The sequence below is a fragment of the Streptomyces sp. NBC_00464 genome (genome assembly GCF_036013915.1).
Lineage (GTDB): Bacteria > Actinomycetota > Actinomycetes > Streptomycetales > Streptomycetaceae > Streptomyces.
The window spans coordinates 2595228-2613423 of record NZ_CP107899.1; the positions used below are offsets into that span (position 1 = coordinate 2595228).

Consider the following 18196-nt stretch of genomic DNA (forward strand, 5'->3'; position numbering starts at 1 on the left):
GCCGGTACGTACGTACGCATGAGCACGCATGAGTTCCGTTGACTCTACGCGCATAGAGGATGGGAGAGACGCCGGACGGGCCCGCTGTGTGCGGGCCCGTCCGGCGGGTGGGGACCGGAAAGGTGCTCAGCCGAGGTGCGAGGGCCCGAAGGCCTGCGGGAGCATCTCGTCGAGCGTGCGGAAGCCGTCCGGGGTCTCCAGGACGAGTTCCGGTCCGCCGAACTCGTACAGCAGCTGCCTGCACCTGCCGCACGGCACCAGGATCTCGCCCGCCCCGTCCACGCAGGTGAAGTGGGTCAGCCGGCCGCCGCCGGTGGCGTGGAGCTGGGAGACCAGCCCGCACTCGGCGCACAGCCCGATGCCGTACGAGGCGTTCTCGACGTTGCAGCCGACGATGGTGCGGCCGTCGTCGACGCGGGCGGCGACGCCGACCGGGTAGCCGGAGTAGGGCGCGTACGCACGGGACATGGCGTCCCGGGCGGCGGCGCGCAGGGCGTCCCAGTCGGCTCCCGCGACGGCGGCGGCGTCCGCACCGGCGGTGGGCGTCACTTGCCCTGGCCCTTGCGGTAGCGCATGCCGTCGGCCTTCGGCATCCGCAGCCGCTGCGCGGAGAGCGAGAGGACGAGCAGCGTGACGACGTACGGGGTGGCGCTGACGAACTCCGTGGGCACGGTGTCCGTACCGAGGTACCAGACCAGGATGACGGCGGCGATGACCGCGCTGACGGCTCCCTGCACGAAGCTCTTGCGGTAGAGCTTCCAGGCCGCGATGCCGGCCAGCGCGACCACGAGCAGCAGGAGCAGCGCGTGGACGGACTCGCCGCCGTTGCGCAGCTGGAGCGCGTCGGCGAAGCCGAACAGGCCGGCGCCCATGGCGAGTCCGCCGGGACGCCAGTTGCCGAAGATCATCGCGGCGAGACCGATGTATCCGCGGCCGCCGGTCTGTCCCTCGTTGTAGATGTGCGAGGTGACCAGGGAGAGGAAGGCGCCGCCGAGTCCGGCCATGCCGCCGGAGACGAGCACCGCGATGTACTTGTACGTGTAGACGTTCACGCCGAGCGATTCGGCGGCCACCGGGTTCTCGCCGCAGGAGCGCAGCCGCAGGCCGAAGGCGGTCTTCCACAGGATGAAGAACGTCGCGACGAAGAGCACCGCGGCGACGATCGTCAGCAGGGACACGTTGGTGACCAGGCCGCCGATGACGCCGGCCAGGTCGGAGACGAAGAACCAGTGGTGCTTCTCGATCGAGTGCAGCCAGTCGGAGAGGCCCGGGATCGTGACCGAGGTGATCTCGTCGGCCGGTGGTGACTGTTTCGGTGAGCCGCCCTTGGCCGCCGCTTCGCCGGAGTTGAACCAGAGCTTGGCGAAGTAGGTGGTGAAGCCGAGCGCCAGGATGTTGATCGCGATACCGGAGATGATGTGGTCGACGCCGAAGGTGACGGTCGCGACCGCGTGCAGCAGTCCGCCGAGCATGCCGCCGATGACACCGGCGAGGACGCCGAGCCAGGGGTTGGTCTGCCAGCCGGCCCAGGCGCCGAAGAAGGTGCCCAGGATCATCATGCCTTCGAGGCCGATGTTGACCACGCCGGCGCGTTCGGCCCAGAGGCCGCCGAGACCGGCGAGGCCGATCGGCACGGCCATCGCGAGGGCCGCGCTGATCTGTCCGGCCGAGGTGACGTCCTGCGCGCCGGTGATGGCGCGCACCGCGGACAGCGCGAGCAGGACGCCCGCGATGATCAGCAGGACGACGGGGAAGGAGAGCCTGGTGCGGCCGCTCTTGCCGCCGGAGACCTTGGGGGCCGCGGGGGGCGGGGTGGAAGTCGCCGTGACGGTCACGCCGACACCTCCTGCTGGTCGGAGTTACGGGCGGCCTGTGCGGCGAGTTCCGCGCCGACCTTGCTCTGCTGGCGCTTGAGTCCGTAGCGGCGGACGACTTCGTAGGCGATGACGACGCACAGGACGATGACGCCCTGGATGACACCGACGATCTCCTTGTCGTACCCCTCGAACTCCAGCTTTCCGGTGCCGCGTTCCAGGAAGCCCCAGAGCAGTGCGCCGAGCGCGATGCCGATGGGGTGGTTGCGGCCGAGGAGGGCGATGGCGATGCCGGTGAAGCCGATGCCGACCGGGAAGTCGCCGCTGTACTCGTAGCTGTCGTTGAGCAGGGTCGGCATGCCGATGAGGCCGGCCACCGCGCCCGAGATCAGCATCGAGGTGACGACCATCTTCTTGACGTTCACGCCGCTGGCCTCGGCCGCGGAGCCGGACTGGCCGACGGTGCGCAGATCGAAGCCGAAGCGGGTGCGCGAGAGCGTGAACCAGTAGGCGATGCCCGCGACGACCGCGACCACGATGAAGCCCCAGACGGGCGTCGGGGTGGTCGGGAACTCGAAGAAGTGCGAGGACTCCGGGAGCGGTTTGGTGGAGATCTTGGTGCCGGCCTCGTCGAGGTGGCCGAGGCGGTTCTGCTGGAGGAGGTAGCCGATGATCGCGGTCGCGATGGCGTTCAGCATGATCGTCGAGACGACCTCGCTGACGCCCCGGGTGACCTTGAGGACACCGGCGATACCGGCCCACATCGCGCCGACGATCATCGCGGTGAGGATGATCAGCGGGATCTGGAGGGCGCCGGGCAGGGTCAGCGCGCCGCCGACCGCCGCCGCGAAGAAGGCGGCGAGGCGGTACTGGCCGTCGACGCCGATGTTGAAGAGGTTCATCCGGAAGCCGACGGCCACCGCGAGACCCGCGAGGTAGTACGTCGTCGCCTTGTTGAGGATGTAGACCTGGCTGTCCGACTTCAGGCCGTAGTCGAACATGATGCCGAAGGCGCTGAAGGGTTCCTTGCCGGTGGCGGCGAGTACGAGTGCCGTCACCAGGAAGGCGACCACGATCGCGAGTACGGGGGCCGCGATCCCCAGGAGCAGCCGCTCCTTGTCGATCTTCTTCATCGGTCCTCTCCCCCGTCCCGGGGGTCGGTGTCGGTGCGGTCGCCGTCGGTGCGGTCGGCGTCGGTAGGGCCGGCGGCCGGGTCGTCCGGTGTGAGCGACTTCCCCGGGGCCGGGGGCTCGGCTGCCGGGGGCTCCGCCGTCGGGGGCTCGGCTGCCGGGGGCTCCTCGGGCGCTTCGAGGTGGCCGCTGGCCGCACCCGTCATGGCCGAGCCGAGCTCCTCGGGGGTGACGGACGCCGGGTCGGCGTCCGCGACCAGCCGGCCGCGGTACATGACCCGCAGGGTGTCGGAGAGCCCGATCAGCTCGTCCAGGTCGGCGGAGATCAGCAGCACCGCCAGTCCCTCGCGGCGTGCTTCGCGGATCTGGTCCCAGATCTGGGCCTGTGCGCCGACGTCCACGCCCCGGGTGGGGTGCGCGGCGATCAGGAGCTTGGGCGAGTGGCTCATCTCGCGGCCGACGATCAGCTTCTGCTGGTTGCCGCCGGAGAGCGAGGCCGCGGTGACCTCGATGCCGGGGGTGCGCACGTCGTACTCGCGCACGATCCGCTCGGTGTCGGCGCGGGCCGCCTTGAGGTCGAGGAAGGCGCCCTTGCTGTTGGGGCGTTCGGTGACGTGGCCGAGGATGCGGTTCTCCCAGAGGGGGGCCTCCAGCAGCAGTCCGTGCCGGTGGCGGTCCTCGGGGATGACGGCCATGCCGTCCTCGCGGCGCTTGCGCGTCGGGGTGCGGGAGATGTCCGTACCGTCCAGGGCGAGGGAGCCCGCGTCGAGGGTGCGCATGCCCATGATGGTGTCGACGAGTTCGGACTGGCCGTTGCCCTCGACGCCGGCGATGCCGAGGACCTCGCCCTTGTGGATGGTGAAGGTGATGCCGTCGAGCACGGCACGCACCACCCCGTCCGGGTCGGTCGCGGTCAGCCGCAGCCCGTCGACGGTGAGCATCGGCGTGTCGGTGACGGTCGACTCACGGGTCTCCGGCGACGGCAGCTCACTGCCGACCATCAGCTCGGCGAGCTGCTTGGTCGTGGTGTGCTTCGGGTCGGCGGTGCCCACGGTCGTACCGCGCCGGATGACGGTGATCTCGTCGGCCACCGACAGCACCTCGCCCAGCTTGTGCGAGATGAAGATGACGGTCAGGCCCTCGGCCTTGAGCTCGCGCAGGTTGTCGAACAGTGCGTCGACCTCCTGCGGTACGAGGACGGCGGTGGGTTCGTCGAGGATCAGGGTGCGGGCGCCGCGGTAGAGGACCTTGAGGATCTCCACGCGCTGGCGGTCGGCGACACCGAGGTCCTCGACCATGGCGTCCGGGCGGACGCCGAGACCGTAGGCGTCGGAGATCTCCCGGATCTTCGCGCGGGCCCGGTCGCCGATGCCGTACAGCTTCTCGGAGCCGAGTACGACGTTCTCCAGGACGGTGAGGTAGTCGGCGAGCATGAAGTGCTGGTGCACCATGCCGATACCGCGGTCGATGGCGTCGCCCGGGTTGGAGAACGTGGCCTGTTCGCCGTCCACCGCGATGGTGCCCTCGTCCGGCTTCTGCATGCCGTACAGGATCTTCATCAGAGTGGACTTGCCGGCGCCGTTCTCACCGACGAGAGCGTGGACGGTGCCGCGGCGCACGGTGATGTCGATGTCGTGGTTGGCCACGACCCCGGGGAACCGCTTGGTGATACCGCGGAGCTCCACGGCATGAGGACTGCTGGACGCGTTGATGGCGCACTCTCCTTGGCAGGAGCGGAGGGCGGAGGCGATGGGGCGGAGACGGTGGGACGGAGACGGGAAGACGTGAGCGGGGGGCGGAAAAAGGTACCGCGCCCGAGCCGGAGCTACGCGCGTAGCGCCACCGAATCGTTGGCCACCTGATCACAGATGGCGGACCGGGGCCGGTGACCCCCTGTGCGGGGGTACGCGATCGGGGCCCGGGCGGGCGGCCGAAGCCGCTCGTCCGGGCCCCGATCTACGGGACGGATCAGGTCGTGGTCTTGACCGTGATGTCGCCGTCGACGATCTTCTTCTTGGCCGCGTCGAGCTGGGCCTGGATGTCCTTGAGGTGGTCACCCGTGGTGGTCAGGCTGACGCCGCCCTTGGCCAGGGAGTACGTCTGCGTGCCGGTCAGCGGCTTGCCGTCCTTGACGGACTTGACCAGGTCGAAGACGCCGGTGTCGACGTTCTTGACGACCGAGGTCAGGATCGTGTCCTTGTACTTGGACAGCGCCGGGTCCAGGGCCTGGTCGGAGTCGACTCCGATGGACCAGGCACCCTTCTGGCCCGCGACGGCCTCGATCGAACCGGCACCCGAACCGCCCGCGGCGGCGAAGATGACGTCGATGCCCTTGTCGAGCATGCCCTTGGCGGCGGCCTTGCCCTTGTCGGGGCTGCCGAAGCCGGACAGGTCCGAGCCGGTGGACAGGTACTGGATCTGCACCGTGGCGCTGGGCTTGGTGTCCTTGACGCCCTGCTGGAAACCGGCGGCGAACTTCTTGATCAGCGGGAGGTCCACACCACCGATGAAGCCGACCTTGCCGTCCTTCGACTTCAGCGCGGCCGCGACACCGGCGAGGTACGAGCCCTGCTCCTCGGTGAAGACGATCGAGTCGACGTTCTTCGCGTCGGCGACCGAGTCGACCAGGCCGAAGTTCACCTTCGGGTACTTGGGCGCGATCTTGTCGACCGCGTCCTTGTACGCGAAGCCGACGGCGATGACCGGGTTGTAACCGCCCTCGGCCAGCGACTGCAGACGCTGCTCACGGTCGGCGGGGGTCTCACCGTTCTTGGCGGTGAGCTCCTTCGTCTGGGCGTCGAACTCGGCCTTGGCCTTGTCCAGGCCGCGAGCGGCGGAGTCGTTGAACGAGTTGTCGCCACGGCCGCCGACGTCGTAGGCCATGCCGATCTTCATCTGACCCGAGTCGGAGCTGGTGTCCTCGTCGGACGAACTGCCGCACGCGGTGGCGGTGAGCGCGAGAGCTGCGGTGACAGCACACGCGGCGGTGATCTTGGATACCCGGCGCAAGGGAAGGCTCCTTCAAACCTGACCGAAGCGCCTCTTCCGGCGCTGGTTTCGCCGCGATCGTAACGCGCGTAGATGTCAGATAATGACCTGTACGGCAGCCGTTATCGGATCGTCGCGAACGGGGGGTGGCTCGTCCGGGTACGGATGGCTGCGGTGGAGCAGCGAGGAAGCGCGGCGCTCACCACGCCTCCCGTCCACGTTGATGCACCCACGAGAGGGAGCAGATCCGCATACACCCGGCTCCCCCGGCGCCGACCATGACCAAGTTCCACAACCCGCCGCTCGACGCCGCGGGCCCATGGAACTCACCACTGTGGCTCAGGTGACGACTCACGGGCCTGCCAACCATTCGAACGAAACCGGCCACACCTTCGGGTGCAAAGCACCCCAACCTCACCCCTAGCGCACATTTCGAGTCCTTTAACTTGCATTATCCAGTCAAATCTTGCAAAAAAGTTGACCCAAACTTCAAAGATTCATTAAATAAATCCGTTCACTCAATCGTGATGCACTTTTCCGGACCGAGGGAAAAAACCATGAAGCGAACATTCTCCGTTCTTTCCATCACGGCAGCGGTGCTGGCGACCGCTGGCGCAATGGCTCCAACTGCATCGGCCGGCGTAGGAAACTGCAAGACCTGGACGTCCAACAGCGCTCCTTATACCGGCTCCGCCTATTGCAGCGAAATCGCTTCGGCTGACAAGTTCCGAGTGAAGGTCACCTGTGTCGATCCTCGCGGGAGCACCTGGGTTGTGTACGGCCCGTGGGTGAAGAACACCAAAACCTCGACCGCCAAGTGCTCGGACAACCCGAACGTCGGCATCCTCAAGACCGGAGTCTCGTTCAGCGCCTGACTCCAGCCTCCCCTCGCGCTCAGCCAATCGGGGACGAGGGTGACCACACAGATATCCGACCGCTTACCACGTAAGAGGTACGTATGAAGAGGACGTTCCGTCTGGCCGTCGGGGTGGCTATTGCAGCCGGCTCGGTCGCGGTCACCGCACCCACCGCGACCGCCTCAGAGGTCGGCACAGCCTCCATCGACTGCAAGACCGGAAAGTCAGGCAGCGCGCCCTATTACGCCTTCGCCCGCTGTAACGAAATGGGCAGCTGGGCCAAGTTCCGAGTGCACGCCACTTGCGTCGATCCTCGTGGAGGCACCTGGATCGTCAACGGTCCTTGGATGCGAAAAACGCAAACCTCGATCGTCAAGTGCTCGGACAGCCCGAACGTCGGCATCCTCAAGATCGGGTTGACCCTAAGCAACTGACCCCAGTCACCCTCGCCCCGCAACCAGTCGGGGGGGGCGAGGGTGACCACACACGGACATCCGACCGCTTACCACGCAACTGAGGGATAATCATGAAGAAGATGTACAGTCTGGCCGCCGGGCTTATCGTCGCAGCCGGCTCGATCTTCGTCGCCGCACCCACCGCGACCGCCTCGGAAGTCGGCACAGCCTCCGTCGACTGCGATACCTGGAAGTCGAGCACCGCGCCCTACAAGGGATACGCCAAGTGCACGGGCATGCTCCCCTACCCGCTCGAGGGTGTACAGGTGCGGCTCACCTGCATCGACCCACGCGGTACCCAGTGGCACGTCAACGGAAACCGGGTGGGCAACGGCAAGACCTCCAGCGCCCAGTGCTCCGATAACTCGAGCGTGGGCATCTACAAGGTGGGCCTGACGCGGACGCGCCTGTAACAGGCATCCCTTTCTTGGATATCACCAATCCTGGGATATTCCGCGAACAGGCTCATCGGTGACCATGTAGTTCAAAATTGCACTCGCCTCATATCCCTTCGAATCCGCACCGCCAACGACTGCCGAGCAGTCCACGATTATTCACATCGCGCGTGAGCGGAAGCCTCCCTTCCGCTGCCGACCGGCAGCGGAAGTGAGGCTGGGGGAATCCGACAGGCACCTCCGGAGCGCCGCTGCCCCAAGATCAGGCAGTACAACGACCTCCGGAGGCCACCTGGAGGAAACAGCCCAATTGTGGATACCGGTTGCGTGCACAATAGGCACGTCACCGGCCCGCCATTCGACCAGGCGGACGATAGACCTACAGGCCTCTCCACAGTGCGGGCGGCAGCGAAAAGATTCAATCCCCCGCATACTTGGTGCCTGCCCGTGCCTGAGGGCTGGGCCAGTCCGCCCTCAGTCCACCATGTGAAGCAGCGCGGAGGCGGTGAAGAGCTCCACCCCCACGGTGATCGCCTCCTCGTCCGCGTCGAAGTTGCCGCGGTGCAGGTCGAGCCCGCGCGTGTCGCCGGGCGTACGCACTCCGAGGCGCGCCATCGCCCCGGGCGTGTGCTCCAGATACCAGGAGAAGTCCTCCCCGCCCAGGCTCTGTTCGGTGTCCTCGATTGCATACGAACCGCGGCGGGCGGACATCGCTCCCGACAGCAGGTCGATCGCGGCCGCGTCGTTCACCACGGGCGGGACACCCCGGATGTAGTTGATCACCGTCTTCGCGCCGTGCATCCCGGCCACCTCGTCGATCGCAGCGTGCACCAGGTCCGGTGCCTCCCGCCACGCCTTCAGGTCCAGGCAGCGAACCGTGCCCGACAGTTCGGCGTGTTGCGGGATCACGTTGCACGCGTGCCCTGTCTCCAGCCGTCCCCACGTCACCGCCAGCCCGGCCCTCGCGTCGACCCGGCGGGCCAGCAGCGCGGGCACCTCGGTGGCGACCTTGGCGGCGGCGGTGACCAGGTCCGTGGTCAGGTGCGGGCGGGCGGTGTGGCCGCCGGGGCCGTCCAGGGACAGCTCAAGGCGGTCGCAGGCGGAGGTGATCGCCCCGACCCGCAGCCCGATCCGGCCCACGTCGACCTTGGGGTCGCAGTGCACCCCCACGATCCGGCCGACCCCCTCCAGCACCCCCGACTCGATCGCGTCGGGCGCCCCGCCGGGCAGCACCTCCTCGGCCGGCTGGAAGATCAGCCGCACCGGGTTGGGCAGCAGCCCCTGCCGGTCCAGCTCGGCGAGCACGAGGCCGGCACCGAGGACGGTGGTGGTGTGGATGTCGTGCCCGCAGGCGTGCGCCCGGTCGGGCACGGTGGAGCGGTACGGGACGCCCGTCTTGGTGTCCGGGATCGGCAGCGCGTCGATGTCGGCCCGCAGCGCCAGCATGGGCCGCGTCCCCTCGCTCCGCGTCCCGACGTCACACATGAGCCCCGTCCCGGAGGCGAGCACCCGCGGCTCAAGCCCTGCCTGCTCCAGCCGGGCCTTGATGGCCGCGGTGGTGCGGAACTCCTGGTTGCCGAGCTCGGGGTGCATGTGCAGATCGCGGCGGAAGGCGATGAGCTCGGCACGCAGGGATTCGGGCAGCGTGCCGGGCAGTACGCGGCTGCCCTGGCTCACGCCGCCACTTCCGGGCTGATCGGCATCGGACTCACGGGACATCAACTGGTTCACCCGTTGAAGGGTAGGCCCCTCACCCCGTCAACTGGCCACAGATCAACAAAAGTTCAGCCACATAGAGGAACAAAAGTCGGCGCCGACATGTGTGACATGAGATGGAGGCGGGTAAACTCTGCCGATTTCTACCCGCCGGAATCCCCCTGTACGGCCCACTCAGCCCCGCAGTCCCCGGCGCATCGGGTACAGCGCCAGCCCGACGCACAGGGCTCCGGCCGCCAGCAGGTCCAGGCTCATGGCCATCATGACGATGCCGGCAAGCACCAGCAGCGGGGACCGGCCGGGGACCTCGCCCCGGCGGAAGAACGCCAGCAGCGTGACGAGCCCCAGCAGCCCGAGCCAGAACAGCATCGGCACCACCGTGTAGACGGCCGGCATCACGCCGGGCACGCCCTGCACCTTCTCGAACATGTCGCTCATCGCCTGCTTGTCCGCCGCGAGGAACCCGACCACCAGGTCGATCACCGCCTGGACCGCCACCGCGGCCGCTCCCAGCAGCCCGATCCCGGCGGCCACCCGGACGCCGGTCCGTCTGCCGCCGCGCACCCCGGCCGGCAGCCGCAGGCCCAGGAACACCGGAACGAAAGCGAGCACCCCGGCCAGGAACAGCAGGTGCGCCACCGACCACCACATCCCGGGGCCGTAGTCACCGGCTGCCTTTCCGATCAGCCGCACCACGCCGTACCCGGCCTCAGGGCCGGGCCTGCGAGGAAGGCGGTCGTGCCGGTCGTGGCGACGGTGCCGTGGTGAGACTTCGTCAATTCCCGTGTCTGCATGCCTCGATGATCGATTCCCGGCACCGTCGGCGGCTATCGGGGATGCCCCTGGGGCGCCCCTGACGTGGCCCCCGCGAAACCCAGGGGCGAAGGGGGTTCCTCTCAGGGTGCGGCCGTCCCTCCAGCGGTGTCCACACCAGTCGCAGACACGGGAGTCGAGCATGGCGGCGAATCGCGGAATACGCTTGATCCAGTGGTTGGCCCACCCCCGCACCCGCCCCCGTGAGGCAGCCGTGGAAGCAGTTCGTCAGTACAACGGCCATGAGGCCAAGACCCACCTCGCGCACATCCTGGAGCAGGTGGCCACCTGCGAGGAAGTCGTGATCTCCAAGGCGGGACAGCCGGTGGCGAAGGTCGTGCCGCTGGGCGCCCGGGTCAAGCGGACCGGGCGTGGCTCGCTACGGGGGCAGATCCGCATCAACGACGGCTTCGCCGAACTGCCGGACGACATCGCTGACGCCTTCGGGATGCGCTGATGAAGCCGCTGCTCGGCACGCATGTCGTCCTGTGGTGACTGGCCGACTCCGCCGAGCTCACTGACGAGGTCAAACACCTCCGGTCTTCGTCAGTGCAGTAACGCCGCGGGAGATCGCGATCAAGGCATCCCCCGCCGGTTCACGCCTCCGTAGTCACCGCCGTAACCCGCCAGGGCGCCAGCCGCTGGACGTCCCGGGCCGTCTCCGTGACCCCGGCCAGGAAGCCCTGGGCCCTCGGGGACGCCGTTTCGCGGAGCCATTCCGGGGCGATGTCGCAGACCGCGACCTTCACCTCGGTGCCGACCAGGGCCAGCGGCAGGGTGTGGACCACCGTGGAGGGGAAGCTCAGGACCGTGCGGCCGATGGGGCCGCGGCGGGCGATGAGTTCCAGGGGGAGGTCGGGGCGGACGATCTCCAGGCCGGTGGCGGCCTCCAGGGCGTGGAGCTTCTCGGTGGACTCGCGGCGGTGGGCGAAGTAGCGGGTGGCGCCGTGCGTCCGGGCCAGGGCCGCGACCGCCTCCAGGTACTGACCGCGGTCGACCACGCCCGTCTCGACCAGCGAGGTGCCGACCATGTCCGCGCCCTTGGTCAGCAGCGGCGGGCCGAAGCGCGAGCGGGTCCAGGAGAAGGTGTTGGGGATGAGGGTGATGCCGGGCGGCGGGATCACCGGCATCGCGGTGAAGAGCTCGACCTCACGCGCCGCGGACGGGGTGAAGCGGCGGCGGGCGGTGGCGGAGACCGGGGCCAGGGCCAGGTCGCGGGGGCCGGAGCCGCCGCGGCGGTGCCAGCGCACCAGGCGCTCGCCTCGGGTCAGCAGGGCGACGAACTCCATGGTGGCGGTGCCGTCGTCGACCACGGTGAGCCGGCGGGGGCGGACCAGGGACAGCAGGAGCTGTACGTAGCGGGAGAACGGGTCCCCGATGACGATGTGGTCGGCGTTGCGTACGAGCTTGGTGAGGGCGCGCAGCGACTTCAGGGGCGTCCCCGAGTCGCCGCGCGCCTCCTGCCAGCGCACGGTGATGCCCTCGTCGCGGGCCAGCTCCGCCATCCGGCGCAGCTGACCGCGCGACATCGGGTCGACCGGAGGGAGGACGACGACGGTGACGTCCGGGACGACACGGCCGCCGCCTCCCTCTGTGTAGGCCCACTCCAGGACGTTCAGGAGCTGGACCGGGCTCTCGACGAAGGCGAGGTTCACCGGTCTGCCCGTCAGACCGCGACCGGCTCGGCGGCCTGGGCCGTCTCGCCGCTCTCTGCCACGACGCCCGGGACCCGGCGGAGCTTCTTCATCGGGCCGAGCTCCGACTCGTACACCTTCTTGACGCCGTCGCCGAGGGAGGCCTCGATGGTGCGGATGTCGCGGACCAGGCGGGTCAGGCCCTGCGGCTCGACGGACGCGGCCTGGTCGGAGCCCCACATGGCGCGGTCGAGGGTGATGTGGCGCTCGACGAACGCGGCGCCGAGTGCGACGGCGGCCAGCGTGGTCTGCAGGCCCGTCTCGTGGCCGCTGTAGCCGATCGGGACGTTGGGGTACTCCTGCTGGAGGGTGTTGATGACCCGGAGGTTCAGCTCCTCGGCCTTGGCCGGGTACGTCGAAGTGGCGTGGCAGAGAAGGATGTTGTCCGAGCCGAGGACCTCGACGGCGTGCCGGATCTGGCGCGGGGTCGACATGCCGGTGGAGAGGATCACCGTGCGGCCGGTGGCGCGCAGCGAGCGCAGCAGCTCGTCGTCGGTGAGGGACGCGGAGGCGACCTTGTGGGCGGGGACGTCGAACTTCTCCAGGAAGGCGACGGCCTCGGTGTCCCACGGGGAGGCGAACCAGTCGATGCCGCGCTCGGCGCAGTGCTCGGAGATGGCCCGGTACTCGGTCTCGCCGAACTCCACGCGGTGGCGGTAGTCGATGTAAGTCATCCGGCCCCAGGGGGTGTCGCGCTCGATGTCCCACTGGTCGCGCGGGGTGCAGATCTCGGGGGTGCGCTTCTGGAACTTGACGGCGTCGCAGCCGGCTTCGGCGGCCACGTCGATCAGCTTGAGGGCGTTGTCGAGGTCGCCGTTGTGGTTGATGCCGATCTCGCCGGTGACGTAGACGGGGTGGCCGGGGCCGGCGGTGCGGTTGCCGAGGGTGCGCAGTCGGGAGGTGCTCATGAGGGCGTTCCTTACTTACTTGGTGGGAGCGGTGGGGGTGGAAGTGGTGAGGGTGGGGCCGAGCAGCCAGGCCGCGATCTCGCGGATGGCGCCGAAGCCGCCGGGGGTGGTGGTCACGGCGCGCGCCGCGGCGCGTACCGAGTCGTGCGCGCTCGCGACGGCGACGGGCCAGCCGGCGAGTGCGAAGCAGGGGAGGTCGTTGACGTCGTTGCCGACGTACAGGACGCGTTCGGGGGCGATGGACTGCTCGTCGCACCACTGCTTGAGCGCGAGGTCCTTGCGGTCGATGCCGTGCAGGACGGGGACGCGGAGCTTGTGGGCGCGGGCGGCGACGACCGGGTTCTGTTCCGTGGAGAGGATCAGGAGGGGGAGGCCCGCCTTGCGCAGGGCGGCGATGCCGAGTCCGTCGCCCCGGTGGACGGCGACGGTCTCGCGGCCGTCGGAGTCGATGAGGACCCGGTCGTCGGTCTGGGTGCCGTCGAAGTCGAGGACGACCGCGTCGATGTCCTCGCGGGTGGGCAGCGGCGCCGGGTCCAGGAGCGGGGCCAGGGCGCGGGCGCGTGCCAGGTCGTGCGGGTCGTCGATCTCCAGGACCCGGGCGGGGTCGGTGCGCACCAGGGCGGTGTGACCGAAGAAGCGGTGGCGGTGGGTACGGAATCCGGCCGCGTCCATCGCGTAGGCGGCGCCTGTTTCGAGGAGGTCCTCGGGGCGGTCCTGGCGGCGGGGGCGGACGGCCTTGTCGTGGTTGACGCCGTAGTTGTGGTCCTCGACCGCGCTGCCGTCGCGCCACAGGAAGCCGTGGAACGGGGCGACGGTGACGGCGGTGTCGGCGCCTTCGCGGGCGACCGCGGCGGCGACGCCGTCGATGTCCTCGCGGGCGACGAAGGGGCTGGTGCACTGGACGAGCAGCACCACGTCCACGGCCTTGCCGTGCTCCGCCTCGTACGTGTCCAGCGCGTGCAGCACGGCGGCCTCGCTGGTCGCGGTGTCACCCGCGATGGCTTCGGGGCGCTGGACGCAGTGCAGCCGGGCCGATTCGCCGAGGGCTTCACCGGCGGCGCGGGCCGCCTCCGCGACGGCGGGGGCGTCGGTCGTCACGACGACGTCCGTCACCTCGCTCGACGCCAGGCAGGCGCGGACCGCGCGGACGACGAGCGGTACACCGCCGACCTGGGCGAGGTTCTTGGCGGGTACGCCCTTTGATCCGCCGCGGGCGGGGATCACGGCGAGCACGGTGGGCTGCGTCATCGCTGCTCCAGTGAGTGACTTGGTAGAGGGGCCGGCAATTGGGGGGTGGAAGAAGGAGCGGGGCTGGGTGCGTGCAGCTGCAAGGCGGAGGATTGAGGCATGGCGGAGCCATGGTGATTGACGACAACGCCGCAGATGTGCGTGCCCAGCCCCGCGACGCCGCCCCCCAATTGCCGGCCCCTCTTCGTGGTGTTCACAGCTCGCCCATCCGTCGGATGACGGGGGCGACCCGCTGGACGCCGTGGCGGTACGCGCCCCGGGCCGCGTCGCGGACCGCCTCGCGCACCGCTCCCCTGACCCGGCCGGTCTCCCTGGGCGCCGCGGCGCCCGGGAGCGGGTGGCCGTCGGGGGCCAGGTGGTGGCGGGCGAGGATGCCGGGGAGGTAGCCGGGGGCGGTGGCGGGTGTGTAGTAGGGCGCGAGCCTGGGCAGCCGGTCCTGCGCCAGCAGGGCGGTGACCCGGGCGCGGGCGGTGTCGTAGGCCGTGGCGTAGGTGCCGTCGGCGGCGACGCCCTGGCCGGCCAGCCATGCGGCGTCGGGCTCCGGGTGGGCGCCGCCGTCGAGGTGGTCCCAGGAGGTGAGCAGGCCCGAGCCGATGAAGTGGTGGTTGCCGAGGGTCTCGCGCACCCCGAGGTCGGTGAGGACCGCGGTGGGGATGCGCCGGTGCAGGGACTCCAGGGCGGCGGTCGAGGAGACGGTGACCAGCAGGTCGGTGCGGTCCAGGACCTCGCCCATGTGCCCGTACACGAGCCGGAAGTTGGGCGGGAGGCCGCCGGGCAGTTTCTCGGCGAGGCGCTGGTACGGGAGTTCCTCGATGTGTGTGGTGTGCTCGCCGGGCTTGGAGCGCAGCTTGAGGAGCACCTCGCGCCGCGGGTGCAGCCTGGCGTGCTCGACGAGCCTGCGCAGCAGGTACGTACGGTCGGCGCGGGAGGCGGGCACGGAGGGCTGGGCGGCGAACACGACGGTGTCGCGGCCCTGTTCGGGGGTGTGCGGGGCGCCGCCGAGGAACGGCAGGGCGGCCTCCGTGACGGCCGATGCGTCGGCGCCCACTCCCTCGTACACGGCGCGGAATCGCTCGGCGTCGTGGCGGGAGTTGGCGAGGACGACGTCGGCGCCGTGCCGCAGCAGCAGTCCGTCGGCGAGCTTCTCGTAGACGACGCCGACGTAGCCGGTGACGACGACGGGCCGGGCCGACAGCCGGAGTGCGGCGAGTCCGTGCAGCATCGCCTGGACGGCGCCGCCGACGAGGGCGAGGACCACGAGGTCGTACCCCTCGTCGCGCACGGTCTGCAGGAACTCGACGGCCGTCACCTCGCGCACCCGGTCGGTGTCGATGCCGACGTCGCCGACCTCGGCGAGCTGCCGGGGTGTCGGGGTCGCCCGGCCGCGCAGCAGCAGTCCGCTGATCTCCGTACGGGGCGTGGGCGCGCCCCCGTCACCCGTGGTCAGTCGGCGCGCGGTGAGCGCGCCCCACTTCCATCGGGTGTCGGAGTCGGCGAGTACGGCTACCCGGAGGGTGCTCGTCTTTTCGGTACGTGGGGGCACGTCCCAGACGTTAGGAAGGCCCGGGGGTGGACAGCCCAACGCGACAGCAACAGAGGGTTAACAGCCTGCCGACGATTGCCGAACCAGCCGTCCGGCTCGTTGAAACGGGATGGAGAATTCCCCTGCGGGCCTTCTGGTTAACGAATCCGACGGGCGTCGTTCACCTACCGTCTGCACAGCCGACAGGACGAATGCGCGGCCCGGAACTAGCGTGATGCGGGTGGTTAAGCTCTCCGTCATCGTGCCGTTCTACAACGTGCAGACATACGCGCCCGACACCCTCAGAAGCCTGCTGGCCAACGCCCGCGAGGACTTCGAATTCATTCTCGTCGACGATTGCTCGACCGACGGGACGGCGGACATTCTGCATCGTGCCCAGGAGGACATTCCGGGGGTGGTGGTGCTCAGACACGAACAGAACGGCGGACTGGCCACCGCACGCAACACCGGTCTGGACGCGGCCCGCGGCGAGTACATCGCCTTCCTGGACGGCGACGACTGGCTGGCACCCGGCTACTACACCGAACTCGTGGCCCGCGCCGAGAGCCTGGACTGCGACTTCGTCCGTACGGACCATGTCCAGGCCAACGGCCGGGAGCGCACCGTGCAACGCGCACCGCACGGACTCAGGGACGTACCCCTGGATCCCCGCGCGGCGATCCTGCCCGCCACCCGGTCCACGATGGTCGACTATCCGTACGCCTGGGCCGGGATCTGTCACCGCCGGCTGCTGGACCGCGGTCTGCTGCATTTCACGGACGGGCTGCGCACGGCGGAGGACCGGCCGTGGATCTGGCGGCTGCACCGGCAGGCGGAATCCTTCGCGGTGACCGGAATGCTGGGTCTCTTCTACCGGCGCGGTGTTTCCACCTCACTGACCCAGATCGGGGACGTACGCCAACTCGATTTCATCCGGGCGTTCGACCAGGTCGTACGGGAAACGGCAGCGGACCGTGACGCGGATGCCCTGCTGCCGAAGGCCGTGCGGACGTATTGCGCCGTCATTTCTCATCACGTCAACTCGATCGAAAGGTTCGAACCCTCCGTGGCGCGGACATTGAAGTCGCTCAGCTCGGCGGCCCTGAAGCGCATGCCGCAACAGGTGCTCGACGAGGCACTGGACTCGATGGACGGGCAGCGTGCGACGCTGCTGCGCCGGCTGCGCCGTCGGCCGCACACCGCGAGGGAGGTCGCTGCCGCATGAGCACCACCGTGCGCACCACGCGCGTCTTCGTGGCCTCCACTCTCTACGGCGTGGCCACGCTGGCCGCCGCGATGGACGCGGGCCGCTTCGAGACCGCCGACCGTTCGCTCCTCGTGCTCTGCAACAACGCCTCGATCCCGGAGACCTCCCCGTCCGTCGACACGATGCCCGGCTTCGACGCGTTGCGCGGCCGCTTCGACGGCGTGCTGTCGTGGAACGAGGCCATCGCACCCTTCCACCCCGGCGTCTGGGCACCGCGGGTGGACGACGTGCCGCTGTGGGAGCGCCATCTGCGGCTCGCCTGGGGACTCGGCGACGACCGTGTCGAGCTCGTCGTCGAGTCGATCCAGGTCAGCCCGGCCCTGTCGATCTGCCAGATCTTCACCGCCGCTCCGATCGACGTGTACGCGGACGGCCTGATGAGCTACGGCCCGACCCGGAACAAGATCGACCCGCTGATCGGCACCCGGGTGCGCCGGCTGCTCCATCCCGATCTGGTGCCGGGGCTGAAGCCGTTGCTGCTCACGGAGTTCGGCGTCGAGCCGGAGACGCTGAGCACGGACCACCTGCTCAAGGTCTTCGCCGAGCTGGCCGACATGCCGGTGGAGGTCCCGTCCGTGGAGGCGCCCGCCCTGCTGCTGGGCCAGTACCTCTCGGCGCTCGGGCTGATCGAGGCGGCGCAGGAGGAGGAGCTGCATCTGCGGATGATCCGGGGCGCCGTCGCGCTCGGGCACACCCGTCTGGTGTTCAAGCCGCATCCCACCGCGCCGGAGCAGTGGGGGCACGCGATGGTGGCCGAGGCGAGCGCGCTGGGCGCCGAACTGACCGTGCTGGAACGGGGATCCGGCCGCGCCGACATCTCGGGCGCGTCCCTGCTCGCGGAGGTGCTGTACCAGCGGATGCGGCCGGCCCTGGTCGTCGGCTGCTTCTCCACGGCTCTGCTGACTGCGGCCGCGTTCTACGGGCTGCCGGTCGCCAGGACCGGCACGGACCTGCTGCTGGACCGGCTCGCCCCGTACCAGAACAGCAATCGGGTGCCGGTGACGCTGGTCGACGCGCTGCTGCCGGACCTGGGTGACGCCGATGCCGTACGCGGATGGTCGCCGCCCTCCGCGGAACAGGTGGCCGAGCAGGTGTCCCCGCTGCTCACGGCGGTGGGCTTCGCGATGCAGCCCCAGATCTACCCGGACCTGCGCCCGGCGGCCGAACGCTACCTCGCGCACCATCTGGACGACCGCACCTGGCGCTACTTCAAGCGTCGCCGCCTGACCACGCTGGCCCTGCCGGGGGCGGTCCCCGCCCAGCTCGCCTTCATCCCGCGCAGCCCGGCGCTGCGGAAGGTGGCGCGCCGGGCGCGGGCGTTGAAGCGGGCGGCGTTGGGGTGACGGCCGGTCGCGGCCGGGCGGAGGCGTCCGGCCGCTCCTCGCAGGA

17 protein-coding genes are annotated in these 18196 nt (G+C 69.6%); 6 read left to right on the forward strand and 11 right to left on the reverse strand.

Annotated elements, in window-relative coordinates:
• Window positions 1-126 precede the first annotated feature (126 nt).
• The 5 genes from OG912_RS11325 to OG912_RS11345 all read right to left on the reverse strand — a co-directional run bounded on the left by OG912_RS11325 (window position 127) and on the right by OG912_RS11345 (window position 5953).
• Complete coding sequence (locus OG912_RS11325) at window positions 127-549, reverse strand: cytidine deaminase (protein WP_326738276.1); 423 nt, start codon at window positions 547-549, stop codon at window positions 127-129.
• Window positions 546-1835 carry an ABC transporter permease gene (locus OG912_RS11330; protein ID WP_326738275.1) on the reverse strand — a complete coding sequence of 430 codons (1290 nt, stop codon included), beginning with the start codon at window positions 1833-1835 and terminating at the stop codon, window positions 546-548. The genes OG912_RS11325 and OG912_RS11330 overlap by 4 nt, the downstream gene beginning before the upstream one ends.
• Window positions 1832-2947, reverse strand: a complete 1116-nt coding sequence (locus tag OG912_RS11335; protein WP_326738274.1) for an ABC transporter permease — start codon at window positions 2945-2947, stop codon at window positions 1832-1834. Before OG912_RS11335 ends, OG912_RS11330 begins: the two co-directional genes overlap by 4 nt.
• Window positions 2944-4629 (reverse strand): ABC transporter ATP-binding protein, encoded by a 1686-nt coding sequence (locus OG912_RS11340; protein ID WP_327709248.1) that lies wholly within the window; start codon window positions 4627-4629, stop codon window positions 2944-2946. The genes OG912_RS11335 and OG912_RS11340 overlap by 4 nt, the downstream gene beginning before the upstream one ends.
• Window positions 4630-4912: 283 nt before the next feature.
• A complete protein-coding gene (locus OG912_RS11345; RefSeq protein ID WP_327709249.1) occupies window positions 4913-5953 on the reverse strand; it encodes a BMP family lipoprotein in 1041 nt (346 codons plus the stop codon).
• 536 nt (window positions 5954-6489) lie between these two features.
• Here OG912_RS11345 and OG912_RS11350 point away from each other — a divergent pair.
• From OG912_RS11350 to OG912_RS11360, 3 genes are all read left to right on the forward strand, one after another.
• Window positions 6490-6807, forward strand: a complete 318-nt coding sequence (locus tag OG912_RS11350; protein ID WP_327709250.1) for a hypothetical protein — start codon at window positions 6490-6492, stop codon at window positions 6805-6807.
• An 83-nt stretch (window positions 6808-6890) separates the two neighbouring features.
• Window positions 6891-7223 carry a hypothetical protein gene (locus tag OG912_RS11355; protein WP_327709251.1) on the forward strand — a complete coding sequence of 111 codons (333 nt, stop codon included), beginning with the start codon at window positions 6891-6893 and terminating at the stop codon, window positions 7221-7223.
• A 92-nt stretch (window positions 7224-7315) separates the two neighbouring features.
• Window positions 7316-7657, forward strand: a complete 342-nt coding sequence (locus OG912_RS11360; protein WP_327709252.1) for a hypothetical protein — start codon at window positions 7316-7318, stop codon at window positions 7655-7657.
• Between the two features lie 456 nt (window positions 7658-8113).
• Here the strand turns inward: OG912_RS11360 and OG912_RS11365 are convergent, their stop codons facing one another.
• Both OG912_RS11365 and OG912_RS11370 read right to left on the reverse strand, forming a co-directional pair.
• A complete protein-coding gene (locus OG912_RS11365; protein ID WP_443061084.1) occupies window positions 8114-9358 on the reverse strand; it encodes an amidohydrolase in 1245 nt (414 codons plus the stop codon).
• Window positions 9359-9529: 171 nt separating this feature from the next.
• Window positions 9530-10048: a hypothetical protein gene (locus OG912_RS11370; protein ID WP_327709254.1), complete on the reverse strand. Its 519-nt coding sequence runs from the start codon at window positions 10046-10048 to the stop codon at window positions 9530-9532.
• Window positions 10049-10382: 334 nt separating this feature from the next.
• Here OG912_RS11370 and OG912_RS11375 point away from each other — a divergent pair, with 334 nt between their 5' ends.
• Window positions 10383-10625: a type II toxin-antitoxin system Phd/YefM family antitoxin gene (locus tag OG912_RS11375; RefSeq protein WP_327709255.1), complete on the forward strand. Its 243-nt coding sequence runs from the start codon at window positions 10383-10385 to the stop codon at window positions 10623-10625.
• Between the two features lie 139 nt (window positions 10626-10764).
• Here OG912_RS11375 and OG912_RS11380 read toward each other — a convergent pair whose 3' ends face one another.
• The 4 genes from OG912_RS11380 to OG912_RS11395 form a co-directional block, all read right to left on the reverse strand.
• Window positions 10765-11823: a hypothetical protein gene (locus tag OG912_RS11380; RefSeq protein WP_327709256.1), complete on the reverse strand. Its 1059-nt coding sequence runs from the start codon at window positions 11821-11823 to the stop codon at window positions 10765-10767.
• A gap of 11 nt (window positions 11824-11834) precedes the next feature.
• Window positions 11835-12770, reverse strand: a complete 936-nt coding sequence (locus OG912_RS11385; RefSeq protein ID WP_148020346.1) for an N-acetylneuraminate synthase family protein — start codon at window positions 12768-12770, stop codon at window positions 11835-11837.
• 15 nt (window positions 12771-12785) lie between these two features.
• The gene (locus tag OG912_RS11390) at window positions 12786-14018 is read right to left on the reverse strand and encodes an acylneuraminate cytidylyltransferase (RefSeq protein WP_326738267.1); all 1233 of its coding nucleotides are present in this window, start codon (window positions 14016-14018) and stop codon (window positions 12786-12788) included.
• 193 nt (window positions 14019-14211) lie between these two features.
• The gene (locus OG912_RS11395; protein WP_327709257.1) at window positions 14212-15561 is read right to left on the reverse strand and encodes a DUF6716 putative glycosyltransferase; all 1350 of its coding nucleotides are present in this window, start codon (window positions 15559-15561) and stop codon (window positions 14212-14214) included.
• A gap of 220 nt (window positions 15562-15781) precedes the next feature.
• On the opposite strand from OG912_RS11395, the gene OG912_RS11400 reads away from it, so the two are divergent.
• Both OG912_RS11400 and OG912_RS11405 read left to right on the forward strand, forming a co-directional pair.
• Window positions 15782-16765, forward strand: coding sequence for a glycosyltransferase family 2 protein (locus tag OG912_RS11400; protein ID WP_327709258.1), 984 nt, complete (start codon window positions 15782-15784; stop codon window positions 16763-16765).
• Window positions 16762-18150 carry a polysialyltransferase family glycosyltransferase gene (locus OG912_RS11405; protein WP_327709259.1) on the forward strand — a complete coding sequence of 463 codons (1389 nt, stop codon included), beginning with the start codon at window positions 16762-16764 and terminating at the stop codon, window positions 18148-18150. The genes OG912_RS11400 and OG912_RS11405 overlap by 4 nt, the downstream gene beginning before the upstream one ends.
• Window positions 18151-18196: the final 46 nt, after the last annotated feature.